The 24603-nt window shown below is 63.6% G+C and carries 18 protein-coding genes and 1 pseudogene; 10 read left to right on the top strand and 9 right to left on the bottom strand.

The window, feature by feature from the left end; all coding sequences use genetic code 11:
- Positions 1-2: 2 nt before the first annotated feature.
- Both JMY24_RS19145 and JMY24_RS19140 read right to left on the bottom strand, forming a co-directional pair.
- Positions 3-1169 carry an MFS transporter gene (locus tag JMY24_RS19145; protein ID WP_201702700.1) on the bottom strand — a complete coding sequence of 389 codons (1167 nt, stop codon included), beginning with the start codon at positions 1167-1169 and terminating at the stop codon, positions 3-5.
- A gap of 252 nt (positions 1170-1421) precedes the next feature.
- Positions 1422-2246: a crotonase/enoyl-CoA hydratase family protein gene (locus JMY24_RS19140; protein WP_128594336.1), complete on the bottom strand. Its 825-nt coding sequence runs from the start codon at positions 2244-2246 to the stop codon at positions 1422-1424.
- Positions 2247-2343: 97 nt separating this feature from the next.
- Between JMY24_RS19140 and JMY24_RS19135 the strand changes: the two genes are divergently transcribed.
- The gene (locus tag JMY24_RS19135) at positions 2344-2958 is read left to right on the top strand and encodes a plasmid fertility inhibition factor family protein (protein WP_128594337.1); all 615 of its coding nucleotides are present in this window, start codon (positions 2344-2346) and stop codon (positions 2956-2958) included.
- Here the strand turns inward: JMY24_RS19135 and JMY24_RS19130 are convergent.
- Positions 2955-3962, bottom strand: coding sequence for a 2-hydroxyacid dehydrogenase (locus JMY24_RS19130; protein WP_128594338.1), 1008 nt, complete (start codon positions 3960-3962; stop codon positions 2955-2957). The two genes, JMY24_RS19135 and JMY24_RS19130, sit on opposite strands and share 4 nt — an antisense overlap.
- A 524-nt stretch (positions 3963-4486) precedes the next feature.
- Here JMY24_RS19130 and aspT (JMY24_RS19125) point away from each other — a divergent pair.
- The 4 genes and pseudogenes from aspT (JMY24_RS19125) (at position 4487) to JMY24_RS19110 (ending at position 11091) form a co-directional block, all read left to right on the top strand.
- Positions 4487-6150, top strand: a pseudogene (aspT, locus tag JMY24_RS19125) (aspartate-alanine antiporter).
- An 86-nt stretch (positions 6151-6236) separates the two neighbouring features.
- Positions 6237-7919 carry an aspartate-alanine antiporter gene (gene aspT, locus JMY24_RS19120; protein WP_128584363.1) on the top strand — a complete coding sequence of 561 codons (1683 nt, stop codon included), beginning with the start codon at positions 6237-6239 and terminating at the stop codon, positions 7917-7919.
- Positions 7920-8011: 92 nt separating this feature from the next.
- Positions 8012-9676: a bifunctional aspartate transaminase/aspartate 4-decarboxylase gene (locus tag JMY24_RS19115; protein WP_128594339.1), complete on the top strand. Its 1665-nt coding sequence runs from the start codon at positions 8012-8014 to the stop codon at positions 9674-9676.
- 191 nt (positions 9677-9867) lie between these two features.
- Positions 9868-11091, top strand: a complete 1224-nt coding sequence (locus JMY24_RS19110; protein ID WP_128594340.1) for a pyridoxal-phosphate-dependent aminotransferase family protein — start codon at positions 9868-9870, stop codon at positions 11089-11091.
- A gap of 101 nt (positions 11092-11192) precedes the next feature.
- On the opposite strand, the gene JMY24_RS19105 is transcribed toward JMY24_RS19110, so the two are convergent.
- Positions 11193-12404, bottom strand: coding sequence for an MFS transporter (locus JMY24_RS19105; protein WP_128594341.1), 1212 nt, complete (start codon positions 12402-12404; stop codon positions 11193-11195).
- A gap of 375 nt (positions 12405-12779) precedes the next feature.
- On the opposite strand from JMY24_RS19105, the gene xdhA reads away from it, so the two are divergent.
- The 3 genes from xdhA to xdhC are packed head-to-tail and all read left to right on the top strand — an operon-like array spanning position 12780 to position 17350.
- Positions 12780-14333 (top strand): xanthine dehydrogenase small subunit, encoded by a 1554-nt coding sequence (xdhA, locus tag JMY24_RS19100; protein ID WP_201702695.1) that lies wholly within the window; start codon positions 12780-12782, stop codon positions 14331-14333.
- Positions 14334-14378: 45 nt separating this feature from the next.
- Positions 14379-16742 (top strand): xanthine dehydrogenase molybdopterin binding subunit, encoded by a 2364-nt coding sequence (gene xdhB, locus JMY24_RS19095; RefSeq protein WP_201702693.1) that lies wholly within the window; start codon positions 14379-14381, stop codon positions 16740-16742.
- Between the two features lie 17 nt (positions 16743-16759).
- Positions 16760-17350, top strand: a complete 591-nt coding sequence (gene xdhC, locus JMY24_RS19090) for a xanthine dehydrogenase accessory protein XdhC (protein ID WP_128594342.1) — start codon at positions 16760-16762, stop codon at positions 17348-17350.
- 170 nt (positions 17351-17520) lie between these two features.
- On the opposite strand, the gene JMY24_RS19085 is transcribed toward xdhC, so the two are convergent.
- The 3 genes from JMY24_RS19085 to JMY24_RS19075 form a co-directional block, all read right to left on the bottom strand.
- Positions 17521-18486 carry a LysR substrate-binding domain-containing protein gene (locus JMY24_RS19085; RefSeq protein WP_201702691.1) on the bottom strand — a complete coding sequence of 322 codons (966 nt, stop codon included), beginning with the start codon at positions 18484-18486 and terminating at the stop codon, positions 17521-17523.
- A 205-nt stretch (positions 18487-18691) separates the two neighbouring features.
- On the bottom strand, positions 18692-19336 hold the full coding sequence (locus JMY24_RS19080) for a 2-hydroxychromene-2-carboxylate isomerase (RefSeq protein WP_128584370.1): 645 nt from the start codon (positions 19334-19336) through the stop codon (positions 18692-18694).
- A gap of 71 nt (positions 19337-19407) precedes the next feature.
- Positions 19408-20934, bottom strand: coding sequence for a TAXI family TRAP transporter solute-binding subunit (locus JMY24_RS19075; protein WP_128594343.1), 1527 nt, complete (start codon positions 20932-20934; stop codon positions 19408-19410).
- Positions 20935-21641: 707 nt separating this feature from the next.
- Between JMY24_RS19075 and JMY24_RS19070 the strand changes: the two genes are divergently transcribed.
- Together JMY24_RS19070 and JMY24_RS19065 are read left to right on the top strand one after the other, a co-directional pair.
- The gene (locus tag JMY24_RS19070; protein ID WP_128594344.1) at positions 21642-21995 is read left to right on the top strand and encodes a BON domain-containing protein; all 354 of its coding nucleotides are present in this window, start codon (positions 21642-21644) and stop codon (positions 21993-21995) included.
- 379 nt (positions 21996-22374) lie between these two features.
- Entirely contained in the window at positions 22375-22623 is a 249-nt protein-coding gene (locus JMY24_RS19065; RefSeq protein ID WP_128584372.1) for a hypothetical protein, read from the top strand.
- An 88-nt stretch (positions 22624-22711) separates the two neighbouring features.
- On the opposite strand, the gene JMY24_RS19060 is transcribed toward JMY24_RS19065, so the two are convergent.
- The gene (locus tag JMY24_RS19060) at positions 22712-23500 is read right to left on the bottom strand and encodes a sulfite exporter TauE/SafE family protein (protein WP_201702689.1); all 789 of its coding nucleotides are present in this window, start codon (positions 23498-23500) and stop codon (positions 22712-22714) included.
- A gap of 199 nt (positions 23501-23699) precedes the next feature.
- A complete protein-coding gene (locus JMY24_RS19055) occupies positions 23700-24365 on the bottom strand; it encodes a LysE family translocator (protein ID WP_128594345.1) in 666 nt (221 codons plus the stop codon).
- Positions 24366-24603: the final 238 nt, after the last annotated feature.

Below are 24603 nucleotides of genomic sequence, written 5' to 3'. Positions count from 1 at the left end.
TGTCAGCCCGCCACCGCCACCCGCTGCGCGCGCCGGTCGATGGACACCGACCACAGCGTGAGCAGGAGCGCCCCGATCGAGGTCGCCACGCCGACCCACGGCAGCGTGGTCAACGGCGCGCCCGCGCCGATCGCCATGCCGCCGAGCCATGCGCCCGTTGCGTTGCCGAGGTTGAACGCGCCCTGGTTCAACGTCGACGCTAGATTCGGCGCGTGGCTCGCCCGATCCACGATCAGCATTTGCAACGGCGGCACGATTGCAAATGCCAGAACGCCCCACGCGAAGATGGTGATCATCGCCGGAATTTCGGCGTGCATGGTGCCGGCAAAAATCGTGAGAATCACCACGATGGCGAGCAGAAAGGCCACCAGCGACGGCATCAGGCGCCAGTCGGCGAGCTTGCCGCCAAGCGTGCTGCCAACCGTCAGGCCGAGCCCGAACAGCAGCAGAACGAGTGTGACCGCGTGCGGTGTGAAGCCGGTCACGTCTTCGAGAATCGGCGTGATGTACGTGAACGTGGAGAAGAGGCTTGCCGACGCGAGCACGCTGATGCCGAGCACCATCAGCACCTGCGGATTTTTCAGCACGCTGAATTCGCGCACGAGGCTCGCCTTCTGCATCTCGATCTGCGCCGGCAGGCACACCGCGAGCGCGGCGGCCGCTGCAATGCCGATGCCCGTTACGGCCCAGAAAGTCGCGCGCCAGCCGACAGCCTGGCCGAGCGCCGTGCCAAGCGGCACGCCCAACACATTCGCGAGTGTGAGGCCGGTGAACATCAGCGCGATGGCCTGCGCGCGGCGGTTCGGCGCGACGAGACCCGCGGCGACCACCGAGCCGATACCGAAGAACGCGCCATGGCAGAACGCCGTGACGATCCGCGCGGCCATCAACACCGCATAGCCGGGCGCGACCGCGCACAGCAGGTTGCCGACGATGAATACGCCGATCAGGCTCATCAACGCTTTCTTGCGCGGCATGTTGGCGACCGCGATTGCCACGATCGGTGCGCCGATGGTCACGCCAAGCGCGTATGCCGACACCAGCATGCCCGCCGCCGGAATGGAGACGGACAGATCGCGGGCGACATCGGGCAACAGCCCCATGATGACAAATTCGGTGGTGCCGATGCCAAAGGCGGCAACGGCGAGAGCAAGCAGGGGCAAAGGCATGGCGGCAGACTGTGGATCGGCGCGGCGCGAAGCGTCGCGCGGCCGGCGCGCGTTTTCGGGACGAGAGCGCATGCGCCGTGCGGGATGCAAAACAGTCAGGGATTCTACCTAAGTCGAAACGATAGCGCTGAGCGCCGATGCAGATGTTGTTTTTCGCTGAACGCCGCGGGACATCACGCCGCCGGAGTGCATGCAACCCGCCGTGCCGATGGTTGGAGCCGCTCCGTTTCGCCGCCCCGTTTCGCCGCCCCGCTAGCCGCTTCCTTCGTGTGAATCCGGCGTTGTGCCGTGACGTCCAGCGCCTCTCGCAAAACGTGCGGCGCCGGCAATGCCTTCGTCGAATACAGCGCGATATCCGCCGGCGCCTTCGCGCCGAAGTGCCTCGGCCAGGTCGCCGAGCATGCTGTTTTCCAGCACTGAACGGCGGTCGGCCAGAAGCGCCGCCTGCGGAAACGCCGCGAGTTCGGCGGCCAGTTGCTCTGCCGCGGCACGCGCTTCGCCCCTCGCGACCACGCGGTTGGCGAGGCCAAAGCTGAGCGCTTCCTGGGCGCTCACGGCACGTCCCGTCAGGATCAGATCGAGCGCGCGCGACATGCCGATCAGCCGCGGCAAGCGGATCGTGCCGCCGTCGATCAACGGAATGCCTACGCGCCGGCAGAACACACCGAGCACCGCATCGTCCTCGACGACACGCAGGTCGCACATCGCAGCCAGTTCCAGGCCGCCCGCCACCGCATAGCCTGCGATTGCCGCGATGACGGGCTTCGTGAAGCTCATCCGTGTCGGTCCCATCGGCCCAGGTCCGCTGCCGTCCGCGTGTAGCTCGTTGCGGCGGTTTTCGTCGGCGAGCGCGCTGAGATCCGCACCCGCGCAAAAGGTGCCGCCCGCGCCGAACAAAACTGCGGCGCGCCACGCCGGTTCTGCTTCGAAGCATTGGAACGCGGCGCTCAACGCATCGGCGACAGCGCGGTCGACGGCATTCCGGCGCTCCGGGCGCTCAAGCACGATGGTTGCTGTGCCGTTATCCTGGTTAGCTTCGATGCGCACATATTGATTGAAATTTTGGGTGCTTATCATCGTCGTGTCCTTGAAGGTCCGCGTTCGCCCGTCCGTCCGGGCGCTTGTGCCGCGCTCATCGGGCGCTCATGCAGAGCAGTTAATACCGTGGCTTGACATGCTTCTTTCACAATCGACTCGTAGCGTTAGCGCTCTCTTAACGCGCTGGCGAATCTTCGCCGGCTCAGCGAGCCTGCCTTTGCCTCTGACCAATTCATCGTCCGCCGCTGCGCCGGCCTGCGCGGAGACGGTCTGGATCGTGCCGCTTCACCAGCATTCATGGTACGACCATGTGCGCCTGAAACGCGTGTTCGTCGCCGACGGCACCCGGCATCAGGTCGTGCTGGTCGACGTGCGCAAGCTGCTCGCCTGCGCGGATCGCGACAACACCGACTACGTTCTGAAGCCCATCGCCGAATGGCATGCGGGGAAAGTGCGCGGCATTCGCGAATTCCTCGATCCGGACAATCCTCGTATTCCGCAGATGCCCTACGTGACGATTTGCACGCGCCGCGCGTCCGGTCTACTCGGCTGGCTCGGTTTCGAGCGCGAGGGTGTGGTGGCGTTTCGCAATGGCCAGCATCGCGCACGCTATCTCGCCGATGCCGGCGCGCGCTGGTTCCCGGTGGAAGTTCACGAGCGCGAGGCGACCTTGCTGCGCGAGATGTGCGGCGCGCCGGACGACGCGCGCACGGCGATTCGCCCGGTCTCGCTGAATTCCGGCGGCGTCTAGCCCGCTGTGCCCGCCGCGCGGACCGCGTTGCGAGGCACGCCGGTTTGCCACGCAGCGACGTTATCGAGCGTGGTCTGCGCGATCTCGTTCATCGCCTCGCGCGTGAAAAACGCCTGGTGGGCGGTCACGATCACGTTCGGGAACATCAGCAGGCGCGCGAGTACATCGTCTTGCAGCGGCAGATTCGAATGGTCCTCGAAGAAGAGACCGCCTTCCTCCTCGTAGACGTCGAGGCCGAGATGGCCGAGCTGGCCGTCCTTCAGCGCGCCGACCAGCGCATTGCTTTCGACGAGTCCGCCGCGCCCCGTGTTGATCAGCATCGCGCCGCGCTTCATCTTGGCGAGCGCGGCGGCGTCGATCAGATGATAGGTCGACGGCACCAACGGACAATGCAGGCTCACGATGTCCGATTCCCCCAGAAGCGTGTCGAGCGCGACGTAGCGCACGCCGAGCGCGAGCAGGTCGCTCGCGGGCGTGCCTGGATCGTGCGCGAGCACACGCATGCCGAAGCCCGCCATGATGCGGCCGAACACGCGGCCGATCATGCCGGTGCCGATCACGCCCACCGCCTTGCCGTGCAAATCGAAACCGAGCAGTCCATGCAGCGAGAAATCGCCTTCCCGTGTGCGGGCGACGGCGCGCGGAATGCGCCGGTTCAGCGCGAGGATCAGGCCGACCGCATGCTCGGCCACCGCGTGCGGCGAATAGGCGGGCACCCGGGCGACCGCGATGCCCAGGCTTTCGGCCGTTGCGAGGTCCACATGGTTGAAACCCGCCGAACGCAACGCAATCATCCGCGTGCCGCCTGCATATAGCCGCTCCAGCACGGCCGCGTCGACCCGGTCGTTGACGAACGGGCACACCACCTCGTAGCCCTGCGCCAGAACTGCGGTTTCGCTGTCCAGATGCGATTCCTGGAAATGCAGCTCATAGCGATGCCGGCTGTTCGCTTCGGCGAAAGTTTCGATGTCATATTGACGGCTGCTGAAGAGAATGATGCGCATCGCGTACTCCCATAAACGTTTCGCGGCGCTCGCGAATTCCCGGCTAATGTCAACGAGTCAGGCTGCGTAGAGCGAATGAGTATAGGGGAGCCATCGCAATAAGCAATGCGCTCAAACGTATGTGTATGGGGTTTGCTTAGGTCCGCACTCTGTGAAGTCAAGTGTCGATGACAAAAAAATAGCATTGACAGAGGTACTAAACTTTCATAATTTAAAAAAGCTTGTGAATGCCCCGCTCCATTTATGAGTGAAGACGCTTCGCACAGAGCCGCACGTGCGGCGTTTCGCCTCGCCGGGAGCACCGGGCGACGTCCGGTCATAAATGTTTTCCATTAAATGACGCAGTGGTCCAGCGCGGCATTCGTGATTTGCTGCGCGCGTCTTTTCGCGCCCTTCGGCGCCATTTCATCTTTCCCGTCGGGTTAGCTGATTTAAGTCAACTATCGGAGGCGGCAGCAGGCTTAATTTCTCTTACGTATCTATTTAGCAATTTGCGAATAAATCTATAAATTTGGCCAACCAACATGATCGGTGAATTGCTGAGGACTCAACCGCAGATCGCTTTGTTCACGAGCCTCGCAATCGGCTATTTGATTGGCTCTTTCCGTATTGGTCCTATCCAGTTGGGCGGTGTTTGCGGCACGTTGATCGTTGCGTTGTTACTGGGTCAGACGGGCGCGCGCCTCGCGCCCGACCTCAAGAACATCGCCTTCGCACTGTTTATCTTTGCACTGGGATTTACCGGTGGGCCGCAATTCTTTGCCAATATCGGTCGGGGGTGGCGCTATGGGCTGCTGTCAGTGGTCGAGGTCGTGTCGGTGCTCCTGCTGATCGTCATCGCGGTGACGGTCATGCGGCTGGTTTGCTGGCTGGCGCGGCGACCGAATCGGCCGTCATCGGCACGGCCTCCGAAGCGATCGCCAGGCTCGGCTTCGACGAAGCGCAGACGCTGCGTCTGCAAGCCAACATCGTGACCGCGTACAGCGTGAGTTATCTGTTCGGGCTCATCACCATCGTCCTCTTCACAAGCCAGTTTGCGCCTTTGCTATTGCGCATCAACTTGCGCGACGAGGCGGCGCGCGTGTGGCGCACGCTGGGTGGCGACGGAGCGTTGGGCGAGGGCCAGCATGCCGCCGCACCGGCGCTGGTGGGCCGCGTATTTCGCATCGGCGCGGCGCATGGAGCGACAGTTCTCACCATTGAGCAGCAGCACGGCTTCAATCTCACCATCGAGCAGGTGCGGCGCAACGGCGCGAATGTGCCGGTAGATCCGCATCTCGCGCTGGCCTCGGGCGACGTCGTGCTCGTCGTGGGCCGCCGCGAAGCGATTGTCGCGGCGGCGCCGGATCTCGGCGATGAAGTCGACGGCGCGGGCTTCGGCCAGGTGCTCGCCGAAAAGCTCGACGTCGTGTTGACACGGCGCGACGCGCACGGTCTCACGGTTGCTCAGGTTCGCGAGCGGGCACCGCCGGACGAGGCGCGTGGAGTCTACATTGCGGCCGTCACGCGACTGGAGACGACGATACCCGCGTTGCCCGGCACCGAACTGAATCGCGGCGACGTGCTGACGCTGGTCGGCGCCAAGGCCGATGTGGAGCGCGGCGCGCGGCGTCTCGGCTATGTGCTTGTCGCGACCCAGAAGACCGACTTCGTCTATCTGGGCCTCGGCGTGCTGGTCGGCATGGCGATCGGCCACCTGGGCGGGCGCATCGGCGGCGTGTCGCTCGCATTGGGCACCGGCGGCGGGTGTTTGTTGTCCGGGCTGCTGTTCGGCTGGATCCGCTCGCGCCATCCGCTCGTCGGCTCGCTGCCCCCGGCGGCCGCGCAAATCCTCAAGGACTTCGGGCTCGCCACCTTCATCGCCGCGGTGGGATTGTCGGCGGGACCGGACGCCATCAAGCTCGTGCGCGACTACGGCCTCGCGCTGCCCGCAGCCGGCATTCTGATGGTGCTCGTGCCTGGGCTGCTGTCGTTATGGATTGGCCGCATGTTCCTCAAGCTCGAAGCGCCAATGCTGCTCGGCGCGATCGCCGGTCAGCAATGCAGCACGCCGGCGATCAGCGCGCTCGTCGGTGTGACTGGCAACTCCACGCCGGTGATCGGCTACACGATCACCTACGCGCTCTCCAACATCTTTTTGCCGTTGATGGGACCGGTCGTGGTCGGCCTGGCCGGCAAGCTCAGCTAGCCGGTCGGATTTATCGCGCGGGTGTCGAACACGCGCGGTGGGCAGTGTCGGGTAATTAGCATCGCAAACTATCCAGCGAGGGCATGATGGACTGGCTACATCACATATTCCAGAAATCACCTGAAATTGCGCTGTTTTTGTCGCTCGCGGCCGGCTACTTCATTGGCCAGATCAACTTCGGCAAGTTCCAGCTGGGCGGCGTCGGCGGATCGCTGCTGGCGGCGGTGGTGATCAGTCAGGCGGGCGTGACGATCGACAACGGCGTGAAGTCGGTGATGTTCGCCGTATTCATCTACGCGGTCGGTTACGACTCCGGTCCGGGGTTCTTCAATTCGTTGAATCGCAAAACGCTGCGGGAAATTGCGATGGCTGTTTTCCTCGCGGTCACGGCGCTGATCACCGTTGTGGTCTGCGCGAAGCTGTTCCACCTGAACAAGGGGCTCGCGGCCGGGCTCGCCGGCGGCGCGCTTACGCAGTCCGCGATCATCGGTACAGCGGGCGACGCGATCGCGCGCCTCGGGCTGCCCGCGGAAGAGGTGAAATCGCTGCAATCCGACGTTGCGATCGCCTATGCGGTGACCTACGTGTTCGGCTCGCTCGGCGCGATCATCGTATGCGTGAATATTTTGCCCAAGTTCATGGGGCAGAGTCTGCGCGACGCGTCCATCGAAGCAGAACGCGAGCTCACCTCGGGCGCGCCGGCGCGCGGACCAGGACAGCTTCTGGCATTGCCGGAACTAGTGGGGCGGGCGTACCGGATCGACGTCAGCGCGGGCAAGACGGTGAAGCAGGTCGAGACGCTGCATCGCGACATGCTGACAATCGAGCGGGTCAAGCGAGGCGGCCATACGCTCGACCCGACACCCGACCTGGTATTGGACCTCGACGATGTCGTGCTGGTCGTGGGCCGTCGCGAAGCCGTCGTCGAGTTTGGCGCGAACGGCAGCGAAGTTGCCGACATTGGCGATGTCGGCGTCGTCATGCAAACGCGCGAAGGCGTATTCACGCGCAAAGGCATGAACCACACGACGATTGCGGTCGCGCGGGAGATGGTGGATCGCGACATGCGCCATGGCGTCTATCTGCAGGGCGTGACGCGCGCCGGCCAGCCGCTGCCGCTGCTGCCCGAAACCCATCTGGAACATGGCGACGTGCTCACGTTTTATGGCTCGCCGAAAGACACCAAGCGCGCCGTGGAAGCCGCGGGTTACGAGCTGCCGTACAGCAACAAGACCGACTTCATCTACATGGGCGTCGGTCTCGTACTTGGCTTGCTGATTGGGCTCATCGTTGTGAATGTCGGCGGAATTCCGCTAACGCTCGGTTCGGGCGGCGGCTGTCTGCTAGCCGGCCTGCTGTTCGGCTGGATGCGCGGCAAGCATCCCATGTACGGTGTGATGCCCACGGCAGCCTCGCAATTGCTGAAGGACTTCGGGCTCGCGGCCTTCGTCGCCGTGGTCGGTCTGAATTCCGGCCTGCAGGCCGTGGTCACGGTCAAGCAGAGCGGCTTGACGATCTTCCTGCTCGGGGTGTTCGTCACGTTGTTCCCCCTCCTGCTCACGATGCTGTTCGGCCGCTACGTGCTTCGCTACAACAACGCGGCCATTCTGGCAGGTGCGCTGTCGGGCTCGCGCAGTGCGAATCCGGCTTTCGGCGGCGTGCTGGACAAGGCGGAAAGCGCGGTGCCGACCGTGCCGTTCGCCATCACCTATGCAATTGCGAACGTCGCGTTGACCTTGCTGGGTCCGCTAGTGGTGGGACTCGTGTAGCAAACGCGTTGTATCGATCTCTTCGCGCCGGCCGCGGCATCGCGTTGATCAATGCCCGGCGGCGTCTTTCACCTGGCTCAGGAGAACGCATCATGGCAAAAGAGAAGGACGACAGGAAACATGGGGACATGGCACAGCCGGGTCTTGCCGCACTGAGCCCGTTCGAGCTCAAGGACGAACTCATCAAGGCCGCGGGCGGCGGCGCCGTCGAGCGGCCGGCCAACGCATCGATGCTGAACGCCGGCCGTGGAAACCCGAATTTTCTCGCGACGATCCCGCGCCACGGCTTCTGGCAACTCGGGCTCTTTGCAATGCGCGAGTCGGAGCGCTCGTTCGCGTACATGCCCGAAGGTGTGGGCGGCTTCCCGCGGCGCGACGGCCTCGAAGAGCGTTTCGACCTGTTCCTGCGCGAAAACAAAGGCGTGGCGGGGATCGACTTTCTGCGCGGTGCGGTATCGTATGTGCGCGATCAGTTGGGGCTTTCCGCCGGCGACTTCCTGTATGAAATGTGCGAGGGGATTCTCGCATCGAACTATCCGGTGCCCGACCGGATGCTCAAGCTATCCGAAATAATCGTCGGGCAATATCTGCGCCGGGAGATGATCGGCCAGCATCCGTTCGTCGGCGAATTCGACGTGTTCGCGGTGGAGGGCGGCACGGCGGCCATGACGTACATCTTCAACACGATGCGCGAGAATCACCTTATCAAGCCCGGGGACACCATCGCGCTCGGCATGCCGATCTTCACGCCGTACATCGAAATTCCACGGCTGAACGACTACCGGTTGAACGTGGTGAATCTGCACGCCGGCGTTGAGAACGGCTGGCAGTACACCAAAGAGGAGCTCGACAAGCTGCGCGATCCGAAAGTGAAGGCGTTCTTTCTCGTCAACCCGAGCAATCCGCCTTCGGTGAAAATGGACGACGAGAGCCTCCAGTACATTGCCGACATCGTCAAGGAACGGCCCGATCTGATTCTTCTCACCGACGACGTGTACGGAACGTTCGCGGACAACTTCGTGTCGCTATTCGCGCTTGCGCCGAAGAACACCATCCTCGTGTACTCATACTCCAAATATTTCGGTGCGACCGGCTGGCGTCTCGGCACGATCGCGACGCATCGCGACAACGTGCTCGACAGGCTGATTGCGGAACTGCCGAAAGACGTGAAGAAGCAGTTGCACGAACGTTATGAGTCGATCACGACAGAGCCTGAGAAGCTCAAATTCATCGACCGTCTGGTGGCCGACAGCCGCACGGTCGCGCTGAATCACACGGCAGGGCTGTCGACGCCGCAGCAGGTGCAGATGGTGCTGTTCTCGCTGTTCTCGCTGATGGATACGCCCGACGCATACAAGAGCGCGCTAAAGCGCCTGATCCGCAAGCGCAAGCAGGCGCTTTATGAAGAGGTCGGCATTTCATTCGACGACAGCGATCCGAACCAGGTCGACTACTACACGATTATCGACGCTGAGTTCCTTGGCGAGCGGATGTTCGGGCGCGAGTTCGTCGACTGGCAGTTGAAGAACACGCAGCCTACCGAATTGCTGTTCCGTCTTGCGCGCGAGGCTCGGGTGGTGCTGTTGCCGGGACTCGGCTTCGGCACGCAGCATGCGTCGGGGCGTGTGTCGCTGGCCAATCTCAACGAGTCGGACTACCGGCAGATCGGACGCGCAATGCGGCGGCTGATCGAAGAATACGTTGAGCGTTTCAACGCGGAGACCGGCAAGAAGCTCGACAAGACGAAGGTGAAGTGAGGTTTTACCTCGATGCGGCAGAGCGCGTCGCCGACGCGCGTATGCAGCGCCGCTTGGTCACGCATGGTCAAAAAACTTGCGCAATTGCGCGGATCGGTGAATGATCGGACGACGGCCTCGCCAGTGTGACAGCTGGCGAGGCCGTTGGCTCCTGTGCATTCCATCTTTGCGCTTTCCTTCAAGTACCGATCATGCCGACTTCATCATCTAACGTTGCGTCTACTGCTGTGCCGTGTCCGGTCGTCGAATCGCTCGACGCCATTCTTCCCGAAGAGCCGTTACTGATGATGGGCGCCGGCCCCGTGCCGATTCCCGCAGCGGTCGCCAAGGCCAACACGATCGTGATCAATCATCTGGGCGCCACCATGGTTAAGGTGATCGGTCAGGTAAAGACGATGGCGCGCTACGTGTTCCAGACCAATTCGAAATGGGTGCTGGGCGTCGCGGGACCCGGTTCCGCCGCGATGGAAATGGCGATCTCGAATCTCGCGTGGGAAGGCACGCGCGTGCTGAGCATCAAGAACGGCTTCTTCAGCGGGCGCATGGCCGAGATGGGCCGCCGCGTCGGCGCGCGGGTGAGCGAACTGGAAGTGGCCGACCGCACGGTGGCGAGTCTCGACGAGATCGCAGAGGCAATCCGCCGCGAGCGTCCGGAGATTGTCACGGTGGTGCAGGGCGAGACCTCGAATACGGTCTGGAATTACCAACTGAAGGACATCGCCGCATTGGCGAAGGCGGCGGGCGCGCTGGTGATCGTCGACGCGGTGTGCACATTGAGCACCATGCCGCTCGCCATGGACGCATGGGGTATCGACGCGGTAATCACGGGCGGGCAGAAGGGCTTGTCGTCTATTCCGGGAGTCTCGCTGATCGCGTTTTCCGATGCGGCCTGGGAGCGCGTGAAAGGACGTACCGCGCCGAACGCGCATTGGTGTCTGGACGCGTCGCTCGCGGAGAACTTCTGGCATAACGCGGGGTATCACTACACGGCGCCGGTATCGGGCGTGCTGGCCTTACATGAGGCGCTGCGGCTCGTGTGCGCCGAGACGCTGGAGAAGCGTTTTGCGCGGCACCTCAAGTGTTCGGTGGCATTGCAGGAAGGCGTGACCGCGCTCGGCTTGCAGTTGTATGCGCCGGTTGCTTGCCGGTTGAATTCGGTGGTGGGGATCGAGGTGCCCGCCGGGCTGAGTCCAGGCGACGTGTGCGCGCATATTTCGCGGCAGCATCAGGTCGAAATCTCAGGGTCGTTTGGATTGCCGATTGTTCGGATCGGGCAGATGGGCGAGCAATGCCGCGAGCACAATCTGTTTCGCACTGTGCACGCTTTGGGGCGGACGATGGTCGATCTGGGGGTTAAGGTCGATTTGCCCGCCGGGGTCGCGGCGTTGGAGAGAGGATTGTCGGGGGCCAAGTAGGGTCGGTTTCCGGCCTCTCCCTACGTCATTTCTAATTACACCGCTGCCTGGCCGGAGCCACGGAACTCACTTATGAGTTGGTGCGTTGAGCCGAAAACCGCTCAAAGCGCCGCAGGCATCTTGCCAACCTTCACATCCCGAAGATAAAGAAAACTGGAGAGCCCCACAGCCGCGGCAGCGGCAATTGCCGCAAACAGAAACACTGACCCATACCCGAACTCGCCGGCAATATACCCCGCCAACGGCCCTGTAATTCCCAACGACAGATCCAGAAACACCGAATAAGCCGACAAAGCCGCACCACGGCTCGCGGGCGGCACGAGTCCGACTGCCTCGACTCCAAGCGCCGGAAACACCAACGCAAAGCCGAATCCGGTCAACGCCGCCCCCGCGAGCGCAATATGCGGCTCAGGCGCAAGCCACAGCATCAGCAAACCGACACATTCAAACGAAAACGAAACAATCGCGACCCGGAATCCTCCGTAGGTCTTGATCGTGTTGGCGAACAGCAGCCGCGCGCCGATGAACAGCGTGCCAAACACCGTCAGCGACAACGCCGCGTTCGGCCACTGCTTCGCCGCATAGAACAATGTGATGAACGTAGCAATCGATCCAAAACCGGCCGAGCCGAGCGCAAGGCCGATGCCGTGCGGCAGGACTCGCGTGAACACGCTTCGGTATGACATCCGTTCCCCGTGCACGATCGGCACAGGTGCGATCGGCCGGGCGAGATAGAAGCCGAGCGCCGCCAGCAGGATCACCAGAATGCCGAGCGCCGCAAAGCCGACCGTCCGCTCGATCGCAACGCCGAGCGGTGCGCCGATTGCGAGTGCGCCATATGTGGCGATGCCGTTCCACGAGATCACCCGCGCGTTGTTGCTCGTGCCCACGCGGCCGATTCCCCACAGTATCGCGCCGGTGCCGCACAGGCTCTCGCCGAATCCGAGCACGAGCCGGCTGCACACGAGCAGGCCGAGGCTCAGCACGGGCCAGCGTCCGCACAAAACCGCCAGCAGCAAAAGAACGCCGCTCGCGCCGCATCCGAGCAAGCCGATCGTGACCGTGCGCTTCGGGCCCAGCGTGTCCGCCGAACGTCCTGCCAGCGGTCGCGACGCCAGCGTCGCCAGGTACTGCACGCTGATCGCCGCGCCCGCGAGCACCGCGCTGTAGCCGAGATCGTCGTGCACGTAGCCCGGCAGCACCGCGAGCGGAATGCCGATCGTCAGATAGCAAAGAAACGTGAAAAAGACGACCGGGATGATCTGCATGGTCGTCGCAAATTCGCTGCGGGGTGTCGCTGTGTCGGTGGACATGGGGAAAACGAGACTTGAAAACGGCGGAAAGACGTGATTCTCCCATGTAACCGATTCTCTTGCAGGATTTGCTTAATAATTGATCAGACTTAAACGCCGCGCAGCCACAGATAGTGGGAGCCAGATGCTCGACCCGGCCTCGCCGACGCGCGTAATTGCTTCGCGAGCGTTAGGGAAACTGGCCGAACCGAGGTATCTCACACATAAACGTCTCGATCCAGCCAGCCCAACATAAGCGGAAAGCGCTCCGATTCCATCTCAATATCGGTTTGAGAATATGTCCCGCATGCGACCCGAGCTATGGGTTGTATTTATTGACGGTGATAGTTTTCGAACCATCCCTGCTGCACAAAGAACATTCGAGAGCAATAAGCCATGACTGAGCCAATTCGCTTTTACCATCGCAACGCGATCCGCGAGATCAAGGACGCGCCCGTCACCCGTACGGTCCTGCAGTATCTGCGTGAGGACGCGCATTGCACCGGCACCAAGGAAGGTTGTGCCGAAGGCGATTGCGGCGCGTGCACGGTCGTGATTGGCGAGCGCAACGAAGTGGGCGGCGTTGACTTCAAGGCGGTCAATGCCTGCATCCAGTTCATGCCGACGCTCGACGGCAAGGCGCTCTTCACCGTCGAAGATCTGCGTCAGCCCGACGGCTCGCTGCATCCGGTACAGCAGGCGATGGTCGACTGCCACGGCTCGCAGTGCGGTTTTTGCACGCCGGGCTTCGTCATGTCGATGTGGTCGCTCTACGAAAAGCACGGTCACGAGCATGGCTGCGCGAACAGGACAGTGCCCTCGCGCGAAGCGATCGGCAACGCGCTCACGGGCAATCTGTGCCGCTGCACCGGCTATCGCCCGATCGTCGATGCGGCCGTGCGCATGTTCGAAGCCCCCGCGCCTAAGGCACCGGTGAATGTCGAGGCACTCGCAGGCACGCTTGCGACGCTGCAACGCGACGACACGTTTCATTACGAGCATGCCGGCCAGCGCTTCGACGCGCCACGCACGGTCGAAGCGCTCGCGCAGATCAAGCAAGCCGAGCCGGCCACGCGCATTCTCGCGGGCAGCACGGACATCGGACTGTGGGTCACCAAGCAGATGCGCGAACTCGGCAATGTCGTGTACGTGGGACAGATCGCCGAATTGCAGAAGCTCGAAACGCGTGCCGACTGGATCGAAATTGGCGCGGGCGTGACGGTCGAAAACGCCTACGCGGAGATCGCGAAGCAGTATCCCGAGCTGACCGAAATGTGGCAACGCTTTGCTTCGCTGCCCATTCGCAACGCGGGCACACTCGGCGGCAATATCGCCAACGGCTCGCCGATCGGCGATTCGATGCCTGGCCTGATCGCGCTCGGTGCGCGCGTGATTGTCCGCGGTGGCGGCGTTGAACGCGAAATGCCGCTCGAAGACCTGTACCTCGCGTATCAGAAGAAGGATATGGCGGAGCACGAGTTCGTCGTCGGCGTAAAGGTGCCGACTCGCACGGGCGCGCGCGAAAAGCTGCAATTCCGCACCTACAAGCTGTCAAAGCGCTTCGACTCTGACATCTCCGCGGTGTGCGCCGCATTCTCGTTTATCGCCGACGGCGACTTGATTCGTGAGCCGCGCATCGCGTTCGGCGGCATGGCCGCGACGCCGAAGCGCGCAACGCACGCAGAAGCCGTGCTGCGCGACGCCGAATGGCATGAAGCCACCGCGCAAGCCGCGATGCTCGCCCTCGGCAACGACTATGCGCCGCTTTCCGATATGCGCGCGACCAGCAATTATCGTCTCGAAGCTGCAAAGAACACGTTGTATCGCTTCTGGCTCGAAACGCGCCCCAACAATCCGTTACCGAAAAGCTCGCTCGATGTGCGCGCGGTGGTCGCGGCCTGCGCGCCTGCGCAAGTCGGTATCAGCGGCAATGTCGAAGCAAATGCCTGACGCGCGAGACCTGCGAAGCGCACGAAGAATACGGAGAACACAACAATGAATCAGCATGCCGAACCATTTCTGAAGGACGCTCAGGCGCTCGACGACTTCACGCAGGTTCACGTGTCGCGTCCACATGAATCGGCGCATCTGCACGTGAGCGGTCGCGCGACTTACACCGACGACATCCCGACGGTCGCGGGCACGCTGCACGCCGCGCTTGGCCTGTCGAACAAAGCGCACGCAAAGATCGTGTCCATGTCGCTCGATAAGGTGCGCGCGACGCCCGGCGTGGTCGCTATCTTTACCGCGGACGATATTCCCGGCGCCAACGACGTCGCGCCGATCGTCCACGGCGACGATCCGATTCTCGCCGACGGGATCGTGCAGTACGTCGGCCAGCCGGTGTTCATCGTGGTCGCGACATCGCACGAGACTGCGCGGCTCGCCGCGCGCCGCGCGGAGATCGTCTATGAGGAATTGCCTGCAATCCTGACCGCGCAGCAGGCGCGTGCCGCCAATCAACATGTCTTGCCGCCAATGAAGCTCGTGCGCGGCGAGGCCGGCACGAAGATCGCGCGCGCCTCGCATCGCGAGGCAGGCGAAATGCTGCTCGGCGGCCAGGAGCAGTTCTATCTGGAAGGGCAGATTTCGTACGCGGTGCCGAAGGACGACGACGGCATGCACGTGTATTGCTCGACGCAGCATCCGACTGAAATGCAGCACCTTGTCGCTCACGCGTTGGGCATTGCCTCCCATAACGTGCTGATCGAATGTCGCAGAATGGGTGGCGGCTTCGGCGGCAAGGAATCGCAGTCGGGCCTCTTCGCGTGTTGCGCGGCGCTTGCTGCATGGAAGCTGCTGTGCCCCGTGAAGCTGCGCCCGGATCGCGACGACGACATGATGGTGACGGGCAAGCGGCACGACTTCCACTACACGTATGAAGTCGGCTACGACGACAAGGGCGTGATCGAAGGCGTCGCCGTCGACATGACCTCGCGCTGCGGTTTCTCGGCCGACCTGTCCGGCCCGGTGATGACGCGCGCGCTGTGCCACTTCGACAACGCGTACTGGCTGTCCGATGTGACTATCGACGGCTTTTGCGGCAAGACCAACACGCAATCGAACACCGCGTTTCGGGGCTTCGGCGGTCCGCAAGGCGCGTTTGCGATCGAATACATCATGGACAACGTGGCCCGCTCGATCGGCGAGGATTCGCTCGACGTGCGCCACCGCAATCTGTATGGCAAGACCGAGCGTAATCAGACGCCGTATGGCCAGATCGTCGAAGACAACGTGATTCACGAACTGATCGACGAACTGGAAACGACCAGCGAATATCGCGCGCGCCGCGCGGCGATCAACGAATTCAACGCTAACAACGAGGTGCTGAAGAAAGGCCTCGCGCTCACGCCAGTCAAGTTCGGCATTGCGTTCAACGTCACGCACTTCAATCAGGCCGGCGCGCTCGTGCATATCTACACCGACGGTTCGGTGCTCGTGAATCACGGCGGCACCGAAATGGGCCAGGGCTTGAACACGAAAGTCGCACAGGTCGTCGCGCATGAACTGGGCGTCGGCTTCAATCGAATTCGCGTGACGGCGACCGATACGAGCAAGGTCGCGAATACATCGGCGACGGCGGCTTCGACGGGTTCCGATCTGAACGGCAAGGCTGCACAGGACGCGGCGCGCCAGTTGCGCGAACGGCTTGCCGCGTTTGCCGCCGAGCGTTTCGGCGCCGGCGAGGTCAATGCTTCCGACGTGCGCTTCGCGCACGATCGCGTGATTGTCGGCGAGGCCGTGGTGCCGTTTGAAGAAGTCATCGCAAAGGCTTATCTTGCGCGAATCCAGCTGTGGTCCGACGGTTTCTACGCAACGCCGAAGCTCTACTGGGATCAGGCGAAGTTGCAAGGCCGGCCGTTTTACTACTACTCGTATGGCGCGGCCGTGTCAGAAGTGGTGATCGACACGCTGACCGGCGAAATGCGCGTGCTGCGCGCGGACGCGCTGCACGACGTGGGCGCGTCGCTGAATCCGGCGCTCGACATCGGCCAGGTGGAAGGCGCGTTCATTCAGGGCATGGGCTGGCTCACCACCGAGGAGTTGTGGTGGAACGCAGGCGGCAAGCTGATGACGCACGCGCCGTCCACCTACAAGATCCCTACCGTCAACGATACGCCGCCGGTTTTCAACGTGCGTCTGTTCAAGAACCGCAATGCGGAGGACAGCATCCATCGCTCGAAAGCGACCGGCGAGCCGCCGTTGCTGTTGCCGTTCTCGGTGTTCTTTGCGATTCGCGATGCGGTGTCGGCAGTGGGCGGTCATCGGGTGAATCCGCCGCTCAATGCACCTGCCACGAGCGAGGAAATCCTCAGGGCGATCGGCGCGGTGCGAGCCGCCACGTCGGCCGCGAGGTGATGAGAGAAATGAATGCGATGAACCAGTGCTCTTCGATTCGGATCGGCCGGCGCAGCGCGGTCGACGAACCCCGTCCCGCGCCCATGCATATCGTGCTGTTCGGCGCGGGCCATGTGGGTCATGCGCTTGTCCAGTTGCTCGGCAACCTGCCGTGCGTAGTTCAGTGGGTCGACGAGCGCGACGAACTGTTCCCCGACGAAACCCCCGCGAATGTGCAGATCGAAGCCACCGATACGCCCGACGCGATCGTCGATACGGCACCGCCCGGCGCCTGGTTTCTGGTGATGACGCATAACCATGCGCTCGATTTTTCGCTCGCCGAACGTATCATGCGGCGGCGCGATTTCAGCTACTTCGGCATGATCGGTTCGAAGACAAAACGCGTGAAGTTCGAACGGCGCCTCCTCGCGCGTGGCGTCGAGCTCGAACGGCTGGAGCAGATGACGTGTCCGATCGGCGTGCCTGGCATCGTCGATAAGGCGCCCGCGATGATCGCAGTGGCGGTATGCGCCGAGTTGCTGCAAGTCCGCGGGCGGCGAACCGCGGCTCAGGCTGCGGCGGGGAACGGAACGCAAGCGGCGCTTCAACCTATGGCGACAAACGTCTGAAATGCCTGGCGCCTTGGCCGCATAAAACCGGGGCGACCGGGTCAACCACGTCAACCGCATCGGTCGCCGCAACCCGTCCACAGCCGCAGGCGCATCAGTCGCCGAATACTCCTTAACCGTCTCAGCCGCATGGACGCGTCATCGCTCCATTAGCAGCGTCCGCCCCGCCCTCAGGCTGGCCCTTGCCGTGGCCGCTTGGTGCGCCGAACCTTCTGCGCGACCAACCCGTCCGACACCTGTGACATCAACGCACGCAGCCAGCCAAGATCACTCGGGCGATCCGGCTGCGGATGCCACATCTGGTAGCACTTGATACGCGGAAACGGAATGGGCGCCTCGACAACTGCGAGCGGCAGAATGCTCGCGTAGTGCGTCGCGAAGCGCCGCGTCGTCGTGAAGATCAGATCGGATTGCAGCAGCGTCTGCGGCACGAGGCCGAAATACGGCAGCGTGGCGACGATGCGCCGCTCGGCGCGTGCGCGCGCAAACCCGATGTCGATGGCGCCACCGCGCGCGCCGCTGTAGGGAGTCGGCGCGAGATGCGGCGCCGCGAGATACGCGTCGCGCGTGAGCGGCGCGCGCGCCAACGGATGGTCCTCCCGCATCAGGCACACAACCGTGTCCGAAAACAGGTCGCTGCGCTCGAAACGCGGATCGGGTTTCGGCCAGTTGCCGATCACGAGGTCGAGCGCGCCCGCATCGAGCGAGGCAGTGTGGTCGAGCATCGGGCTCAGCGAATCGATTTCGAGCCGCGCGTGCGGCGCCGCCTCGCGGAACTGCGCGATCACGGTCGGCATGAAGAAGTCGTTCAGATAATCCGGCGCGGCTACCCGAAAAGTGCGGCGCGAACGGCCGGGATCGAAGTCGCCGTGCGGCGTGGCCACGAAATCCACCTCGCGCAACACCCGTTGCGCGGAAGTGAGCAGCGACTCGCCATATTCGGTCGGCACCATGCCCGACTTGCCGCGCACGAGGATAGGGTCGTTCAGCGTCTCTCGCAGCTTGCGCAACGCCGTACTGATTGCAGGCTGCGTCTGATTCAGACGCAGCGCGGTTTGCGTGACGCTGCGCTCGACGAGCAGCGTGCGCAGCACGCGCACGAGCCAGATATCGAGGGAGGCGGCGGTGTCGTCCATGGAAAAGAGGCAAGCGAAGTCGAGCGGGCGTCGTACGAATCCGCCCGAGAGACCGCCCCGCGCGAGAGGCGATCAGCGCGCGGACAATGCATGGCGCAAAGGTTATAACCTTAGGCCCGATTGCGTTGCGGCCGCCATAGCGGGCGCGGTATGACCGGCATCAGCACCGCTCGGTGCGGCACGCGCACGCCACTGCACCGAACGCTCAAATATCGGCCAAGCCCGACGGCAGCGCACTGATCCGCTTCACTTCGCTCGATTCCAGCCAGTTGGGCGTGCGTGCGCAGTACAACACCATCGGCAACGCATCCTCACCCCAAAACAACTGGTCGTTCAGCCGGAACGTCGGCACGCCGTACACGCCGAGGCCGATGGCGTCGGCGGTATTGCGCTGCAATTGCGCCTTCACTTCTTCGCTCTTGATGAGTTCGGGGCCGTCGGGCATGCCTACCCGTTCGCACAATTCGGCGAATGCCGCCTCGCTCGACGGATCGCGGCCTTCACGCCAGATGAAGCGGAAGATCTCGCGCACACAGAACACGTCTGCCTGAGCGGCGGTGGCGAGCAGCAGGGGCTTCATGGAGTCGAAAGGATGAGCCGGCGGCATCTTGTACGGTATGCCGAGTTGCTCCGCGCGAAAGAGCGCGTGCCGGTACAGGAAGGTGCGCTTGGCCGGCACGCTGTAAGCCGGCCGTTGCCCCCAGTGACGATACAGGTCGTTCAGCACCACAGGCGTGAATGCGAAGTCGAAGCCCGGCCATTTGTCGTGTTGTTCGAGCAGCAGATACGTGAACGGCGAGACGAAATCGTAAAACCACAGCGGCTGCGCGGCGTCGATGCCAACGGTCATATATGTCTCCCGGATTGCCTGTCCGACAGATCGGCGGATGCGTCTGCCAGATCGTCGGAATTGTAACGATCTTACGCGGTGCGGCGGCGGCTTGCACCGTCAATTGGTTTGCGGCGCTCGTCGGCGCGTGTTTCGCCGATCTCCGCGGCTTCGTTCGGAGTGCCCGGCGCGGCGCCGGCGTCGCGTGCTTCGGTTGCTATGACAGAGTCCTGGTCGGCACCTTCGTCCGGCTCTTCTCCGTACATTTCGCGCTGCGCTTCGCGGCTTTGCGTGAGCCTTGCCCGCACAAAGCCGATGTGCTCGCGCAGCACGTAGAACTGATCGGCATAGGCGAGCGGCATCTTCAGACCATTCACCGAGTCTTCGATCGCATCGAGCCGTTGCAGAAGCGACGCCCGCTCGGCCGGCGAATGGTCGCTGAGCGCGCTGCGCTCGATAGCGATCAATGCGCCATACCAGCGATAGATGCGTGACTTCACGCGCCATGCATACAGCGACGGCACGAGGCGCAGCGCCGGGATCAGCAGCACCACGAGCGGCACGACCACCACCAGCAGCCGGTCCGCAAGGCTCGCGAGCCAGAACGGCAACACGCGGTACAGAAAGCCCTTGCCCGACTTGTAGTAGCGCGCGGCGTCGTCGCTGATCGTGAAGTCATGGGCGAGCGGTGCAGGGAATTCACCCGCGCGCTGCATGATGTTCGCCTTGCCGTGCACTTCGCGGGCTGCCTCGATCAGCAGGTCCGACAGCGCAGGGTGCAGCGAGTCGCGCGCCACCAGTTCGGCGGTCGGCGCGACCATGTGGATAGGCGCGGACGGCAGGTTCTTGCCGAGGTCGAACGCGCCCATGGGCAATTCGAGTTGCGTCAGGTAGGGAAAGCGGCGCGTGTATGCGTCGGCCTGCGAGAAATCGTAGAACTGCACGTTCGGCGTGCGGTAAAGCTTGCCCATGACCGCGGGTTGCGCGGAATCGCCGGCGAGGAAAGCCGCGTCGACCTTGCCGGAAATGAGCGCCTGCGCCGCGTCGTCGCCGGAAAGCGGCAGCAGTTTCGTCGCGCCGCCCGGCTCGATGCCGTTGGCCTTCAGGAGCGCAAGCGCCAGTTCGCGAGTGCCGCTGCCTTCGGCGCCGACCGCGAGCCGCTCGCCCTTGAATTCGGAGAGCCGCGCGACCGTCGGCCCGTGATAGAAGATCGCGAGCGGCACATACGACACGCTGCCGAGCGACATCAGGCCGCTGCTTGCCGCGCCGGGCGCGACGCCGTCCTGCACGAAGCCCACGTCGACGTTCGAGTTCGGGTCCGACAGCCGCTTGAGGTTTTGCAGCGAGCCTTCCGACGGCAGCACGTTCAACGTAATGCGGTTGCGCGCCAGAATCTCCTTGTACTTCTGGGCCGCCGTCCAGAAGCTGCTGCCTTGCGGGCCGGCGCTAATGGTGAGCGTGCTGGGCGGCGCGGGTTGGATCAGACGCACGGCGAGCCAGATCGCGACGAGGGCGACCAGCACGATCGGCCCGAACGACACAGCCAGATCGCGCCACGAGATCGCGACGAAACGGGCAACGAGGTGGGGAGGGCGTTTGCGGCCGGTGGCTGGCTTCATCGGATGACAGGACGGCTACGATCGGGAGTGGACTGGATGGCGGGCTGCGCGTGGCGCCGATGGTACCTGAGATTGCCGCGGCGGCGGAATGGACGGCTGGGCCGGGCGCGGAGAAACCCGTAACAAAAAGTGACTACGGAGTGGCGGAGCGGCGAGCGCCTGGCGAGGAGCGGGCAGTGAGCACGCAATGAAAGCGCAGTGAGCGGCGAGTGCTTCGGCAGCGAGCGGGGAGCAGGCGGCCAATAAAAAGCGCCTCGGCGACGAGCGCCTCAGCATGCGAAGCGCGTATCGGAAGCACATGAAGCGCACATGAAGCGCATCTGAATGCGTGCAAACATGCGCTTCAACCCGACTCGCTCGCATCGCGCATGACTAAACCCTTTGCGCTTCTGGCGCGGCTAGATTAAATTGTGCATCGCTGCCGCGAACACACGTTTCGCGCGGCGCGACCCGGCACGACACACAAGAACCGGGCGCGTCTGCGAATATCGCGGCTTGCCGGTCTCCGTACCGCATCGCATGAGCGTCTTCGCCATCGCGTGCGGAATATGGCAGCCGGCCTCCCTTCGCCTCTCGCATCTCGTGTCGCAGCCATAGCCGGCCATTGCCTCGCCGTGCGCCTCGTCGCGCCTCGGGCATGGCCGCAGGTAGTCGTAACGAAGCCGCTTATTCAAGCGGTCCAATGTGATGCTAAGGAGAGAAGCAATATGAAATCGGTCGGTTTTCTGAAGACGCTGGGCTCGGTGGTGGCAATGGTGGTGGCATGCAACGTCTATGCTCAGGCAAGCGATGCAACGGCAACGGGCACGACAGCCGCCCCCGCCGCCAGCGCGAAGGCGAGCAAGAAGGCCAATAGCCAGCTGGGCCGCAAGGTGCGCGCCGCGCTCGCGAAGACGCAGGGCATCGACGTGTCCAACATCGCCGTGCGCGCCCGCGGCGGCGCCGTGACGCTCACGGGCTCGGTGCCCGATCAAGGTCAGATCGACGCGGCCGGCGAGGCAGCGAAGGGTGTCGCCGGCGTGACGTCGGTGTCGAACAAGCTGAACGTGATGCAGCAGTAAGCGCGGCGAGCGGGCGCATCGGTAAGCCCGCTGTGACGGCGCACTGATCAGGCGCTTAGCGGCGCAGCAATCAGCGCGCCTCACACGGCGCGGCTTAGCAAGTGGCGGCGTCGCGAGGCGCCGCGTCGGGCATTTTCCGACGCAATGCGCCACTTCGATACGCGCGAAAAAAAAGCTCCGGCAGCCATGCCGGGGCTTTTTTGTTTTCTGCCACGCCATTAGTGAAACGGCGCTGACGATACGGCAATGACGATACGGCAATGACGGTTTCATCAGATGGTGCGCGGCAAACAAGGCGCCGTCGTCCAACTGTGTGCGATGACACATTTCCGACGCCGCGCAAAGCGTACCGTATGCATGAAGAACCGGAGTCAACGCCATGCAACCTACGCTCCTGCGCTATACCGATCTGCCCATCACCGACCGGGCCGCATTCGAACTGGTGTGCGCGCGGCGCGGCTTCGCGCCCGCGCATTTCGACATCAGCGTTTGTGCCGATCCCGCCGATGCTGCCCATGAGCGCCTCGTCACCGTGCGGCGTGGCGGCTGGGCCCAATCGTATTACGACCGCCACGGCCAATGGGTCAGACAGTTCGAGGCCGATCTGACCTGCCGCTTTTTCAGGTGAGGGCGACGGCGCGAGCCCGGCATCTGATGTGCGTCAGCCCGACATAGGACGAACATCGGGCTGGCGCCTCACCGGCTTCAGGCCAGCTTCAGGCCAGCACCAGGCGCACGCCCACCAGCGTGAGCGTCGCGGCGAGTAGATTGCGCAGCAACGCATCCGGCGCGCGCGCGGAGAGCATGCTGCCCAGCGCGATGCCCGGCAGCGAGCCCACGAGCAGCGACAGCAGCATCGACCAGTCGACCGAGCCGAGCAGCCAGTGGCCCGCGCCCGCCAGCAGCGTGAGCGGTACCGCGTGCGCGATGTCGGAGCCGATGATGCGCATTGTCGGCAGCATCGGATAAAGCAGCAGCAAGATGGTCACGCCGATTGCGCCCGCGCCCACTGAAGTCAGCGACACCAGCACGCCGAGCACCGCGCCCGTCAGCATGGTGAGGCCGAGCGTGCGTCCCTGGCTGGGCGTGCGGCGGCGGTGCGCGCCGAGCGCCGCGAGTTGCGGACGGAACACGAGCGCGACCGCCGTCACCAGCAGCGCGGCGCCGAGCACGATCTGGATCAGCCGGCTCGCGCCCGGCGTGTCCATCCCATAGCGGTGCAACAGCACCAGCGTGACCGTCGCGGCCGGCACGCTGCCGGCGGCGAGCCGCAGCGTCACCTGCCAGTCGACGGAACCTTTCAGGCCGTGGACCAGTGTTCCGGTCGCCTTGGTGGCGGACGCGTACAAAAGGTCGGTGCCGACTGCGGTCGCCGGGTGGACGTTGAACAGCAGGACCAGGATCGGCGTCATCAGCGAGCCGCCGCCAACGCCCGTTAGCCCGACCAGAAAGCCGACGAACAGGCCGGAGGCGGAGTACAGCAAATCGATATGGGGAAGAGCCATTGATGAGACCGCTGGCGGTCGGTGGATTGACAGTTAGGGCACGGGCGGCGCGCGTGTGCCCCACCGCCGACGCAAGTCGGCAAATCGGGCATCAGCAACGCTCGGCGCAGCGAAAGCCGCTATTGTCGCAAAACTGACGCGTCAGCGTACGAACGCGGGGAAACGCCAATGCCGCGGTCGTCCGCGCGCGGCCAAGCGCTCAAAGCGCGCGGCGAATTTCGACGACGCCGAAGGCCGCGAGCATGATCCCGACGAACCGGTCGATCGCGAGCCGCAATTTGCTGCCGATCGCATGCCGCGCGAGCGATACCACCGTCACGAGAAAGCACCACCACGCGATCGAGCCGCAGAACACGCCGCCGACCGTCGTGAGCGCAATCGTCGACGAAAATGCGCCGCGCGGTGCCAGCGTCGTGAACAATGCGGCGAACATGATGACCGTCTGCGGATTGGTCAGCGTGAGCAGCAAGGAACTCGCGTAGGCGCGCAGCGCCCCGGCACGGCCCACTTGCGCGAGCTTGCCATTGCCATGGCCATTGCCGTTGCCGTTCGGTTCGCCGTTGGCCGCGTCGGCGGGAGGTTTTTGCAGCAGCGTGCGCACGCCGAGATACAGCAAAAACAATCCGGCAAGCAGATGCAATGGCCGGTCGTATGCCAGCATGAACTGCGAAATGCCGACGAGCCCGAGCGCCGCGATCAGACCGTAGAACGCGTCGCCGCTCGCGATGCCCAGGCCGATCGCGAGCCCGGCCCTCGGGCCGCCCGTCAGCGTGCGGCGGATGCAAAGCATGCCCATGGGCCCGACCGGCGCGGCAATCGCAAGGCCGACGCCGGCGGCGGTAATGAAGAGACTGGTCATGGACATGGAGATTTCCGTGAGTTTTTATGGTCGATAGCGAGACAGCCGCTGGAGCGCCGCGTGCCGCGCAATACGTTAATAGAAGGGACGGCGCCCGCGAGCAACGCTCAGCATAGCGAGCCTGCAAGCCGCGAGCAAGCGGGTCAGCGTGTCAGCAGGGAAGCCAACGCGCAAGCACTGCTTATGAATCAACCGTGGATACCCTGGGAATGAAGTCGGACGCCGCTTTACTCGGGCATAATTT

It is taken from the genome of Paraburkholderia kirstenboschensis, from assembly GCF_904848585.1.
Taxonomy (GTDB): domain Bacteria; phylum Pseudomonadota; class Gammaproteobacteria; order Burkholderiales; family Burkholderiaceae; genus Paraburkholderia; species Paraburkholderia kirstenboschensis.
This window is presented reverse-complemented; position numbering and strand designations above follow the sequence as displayed.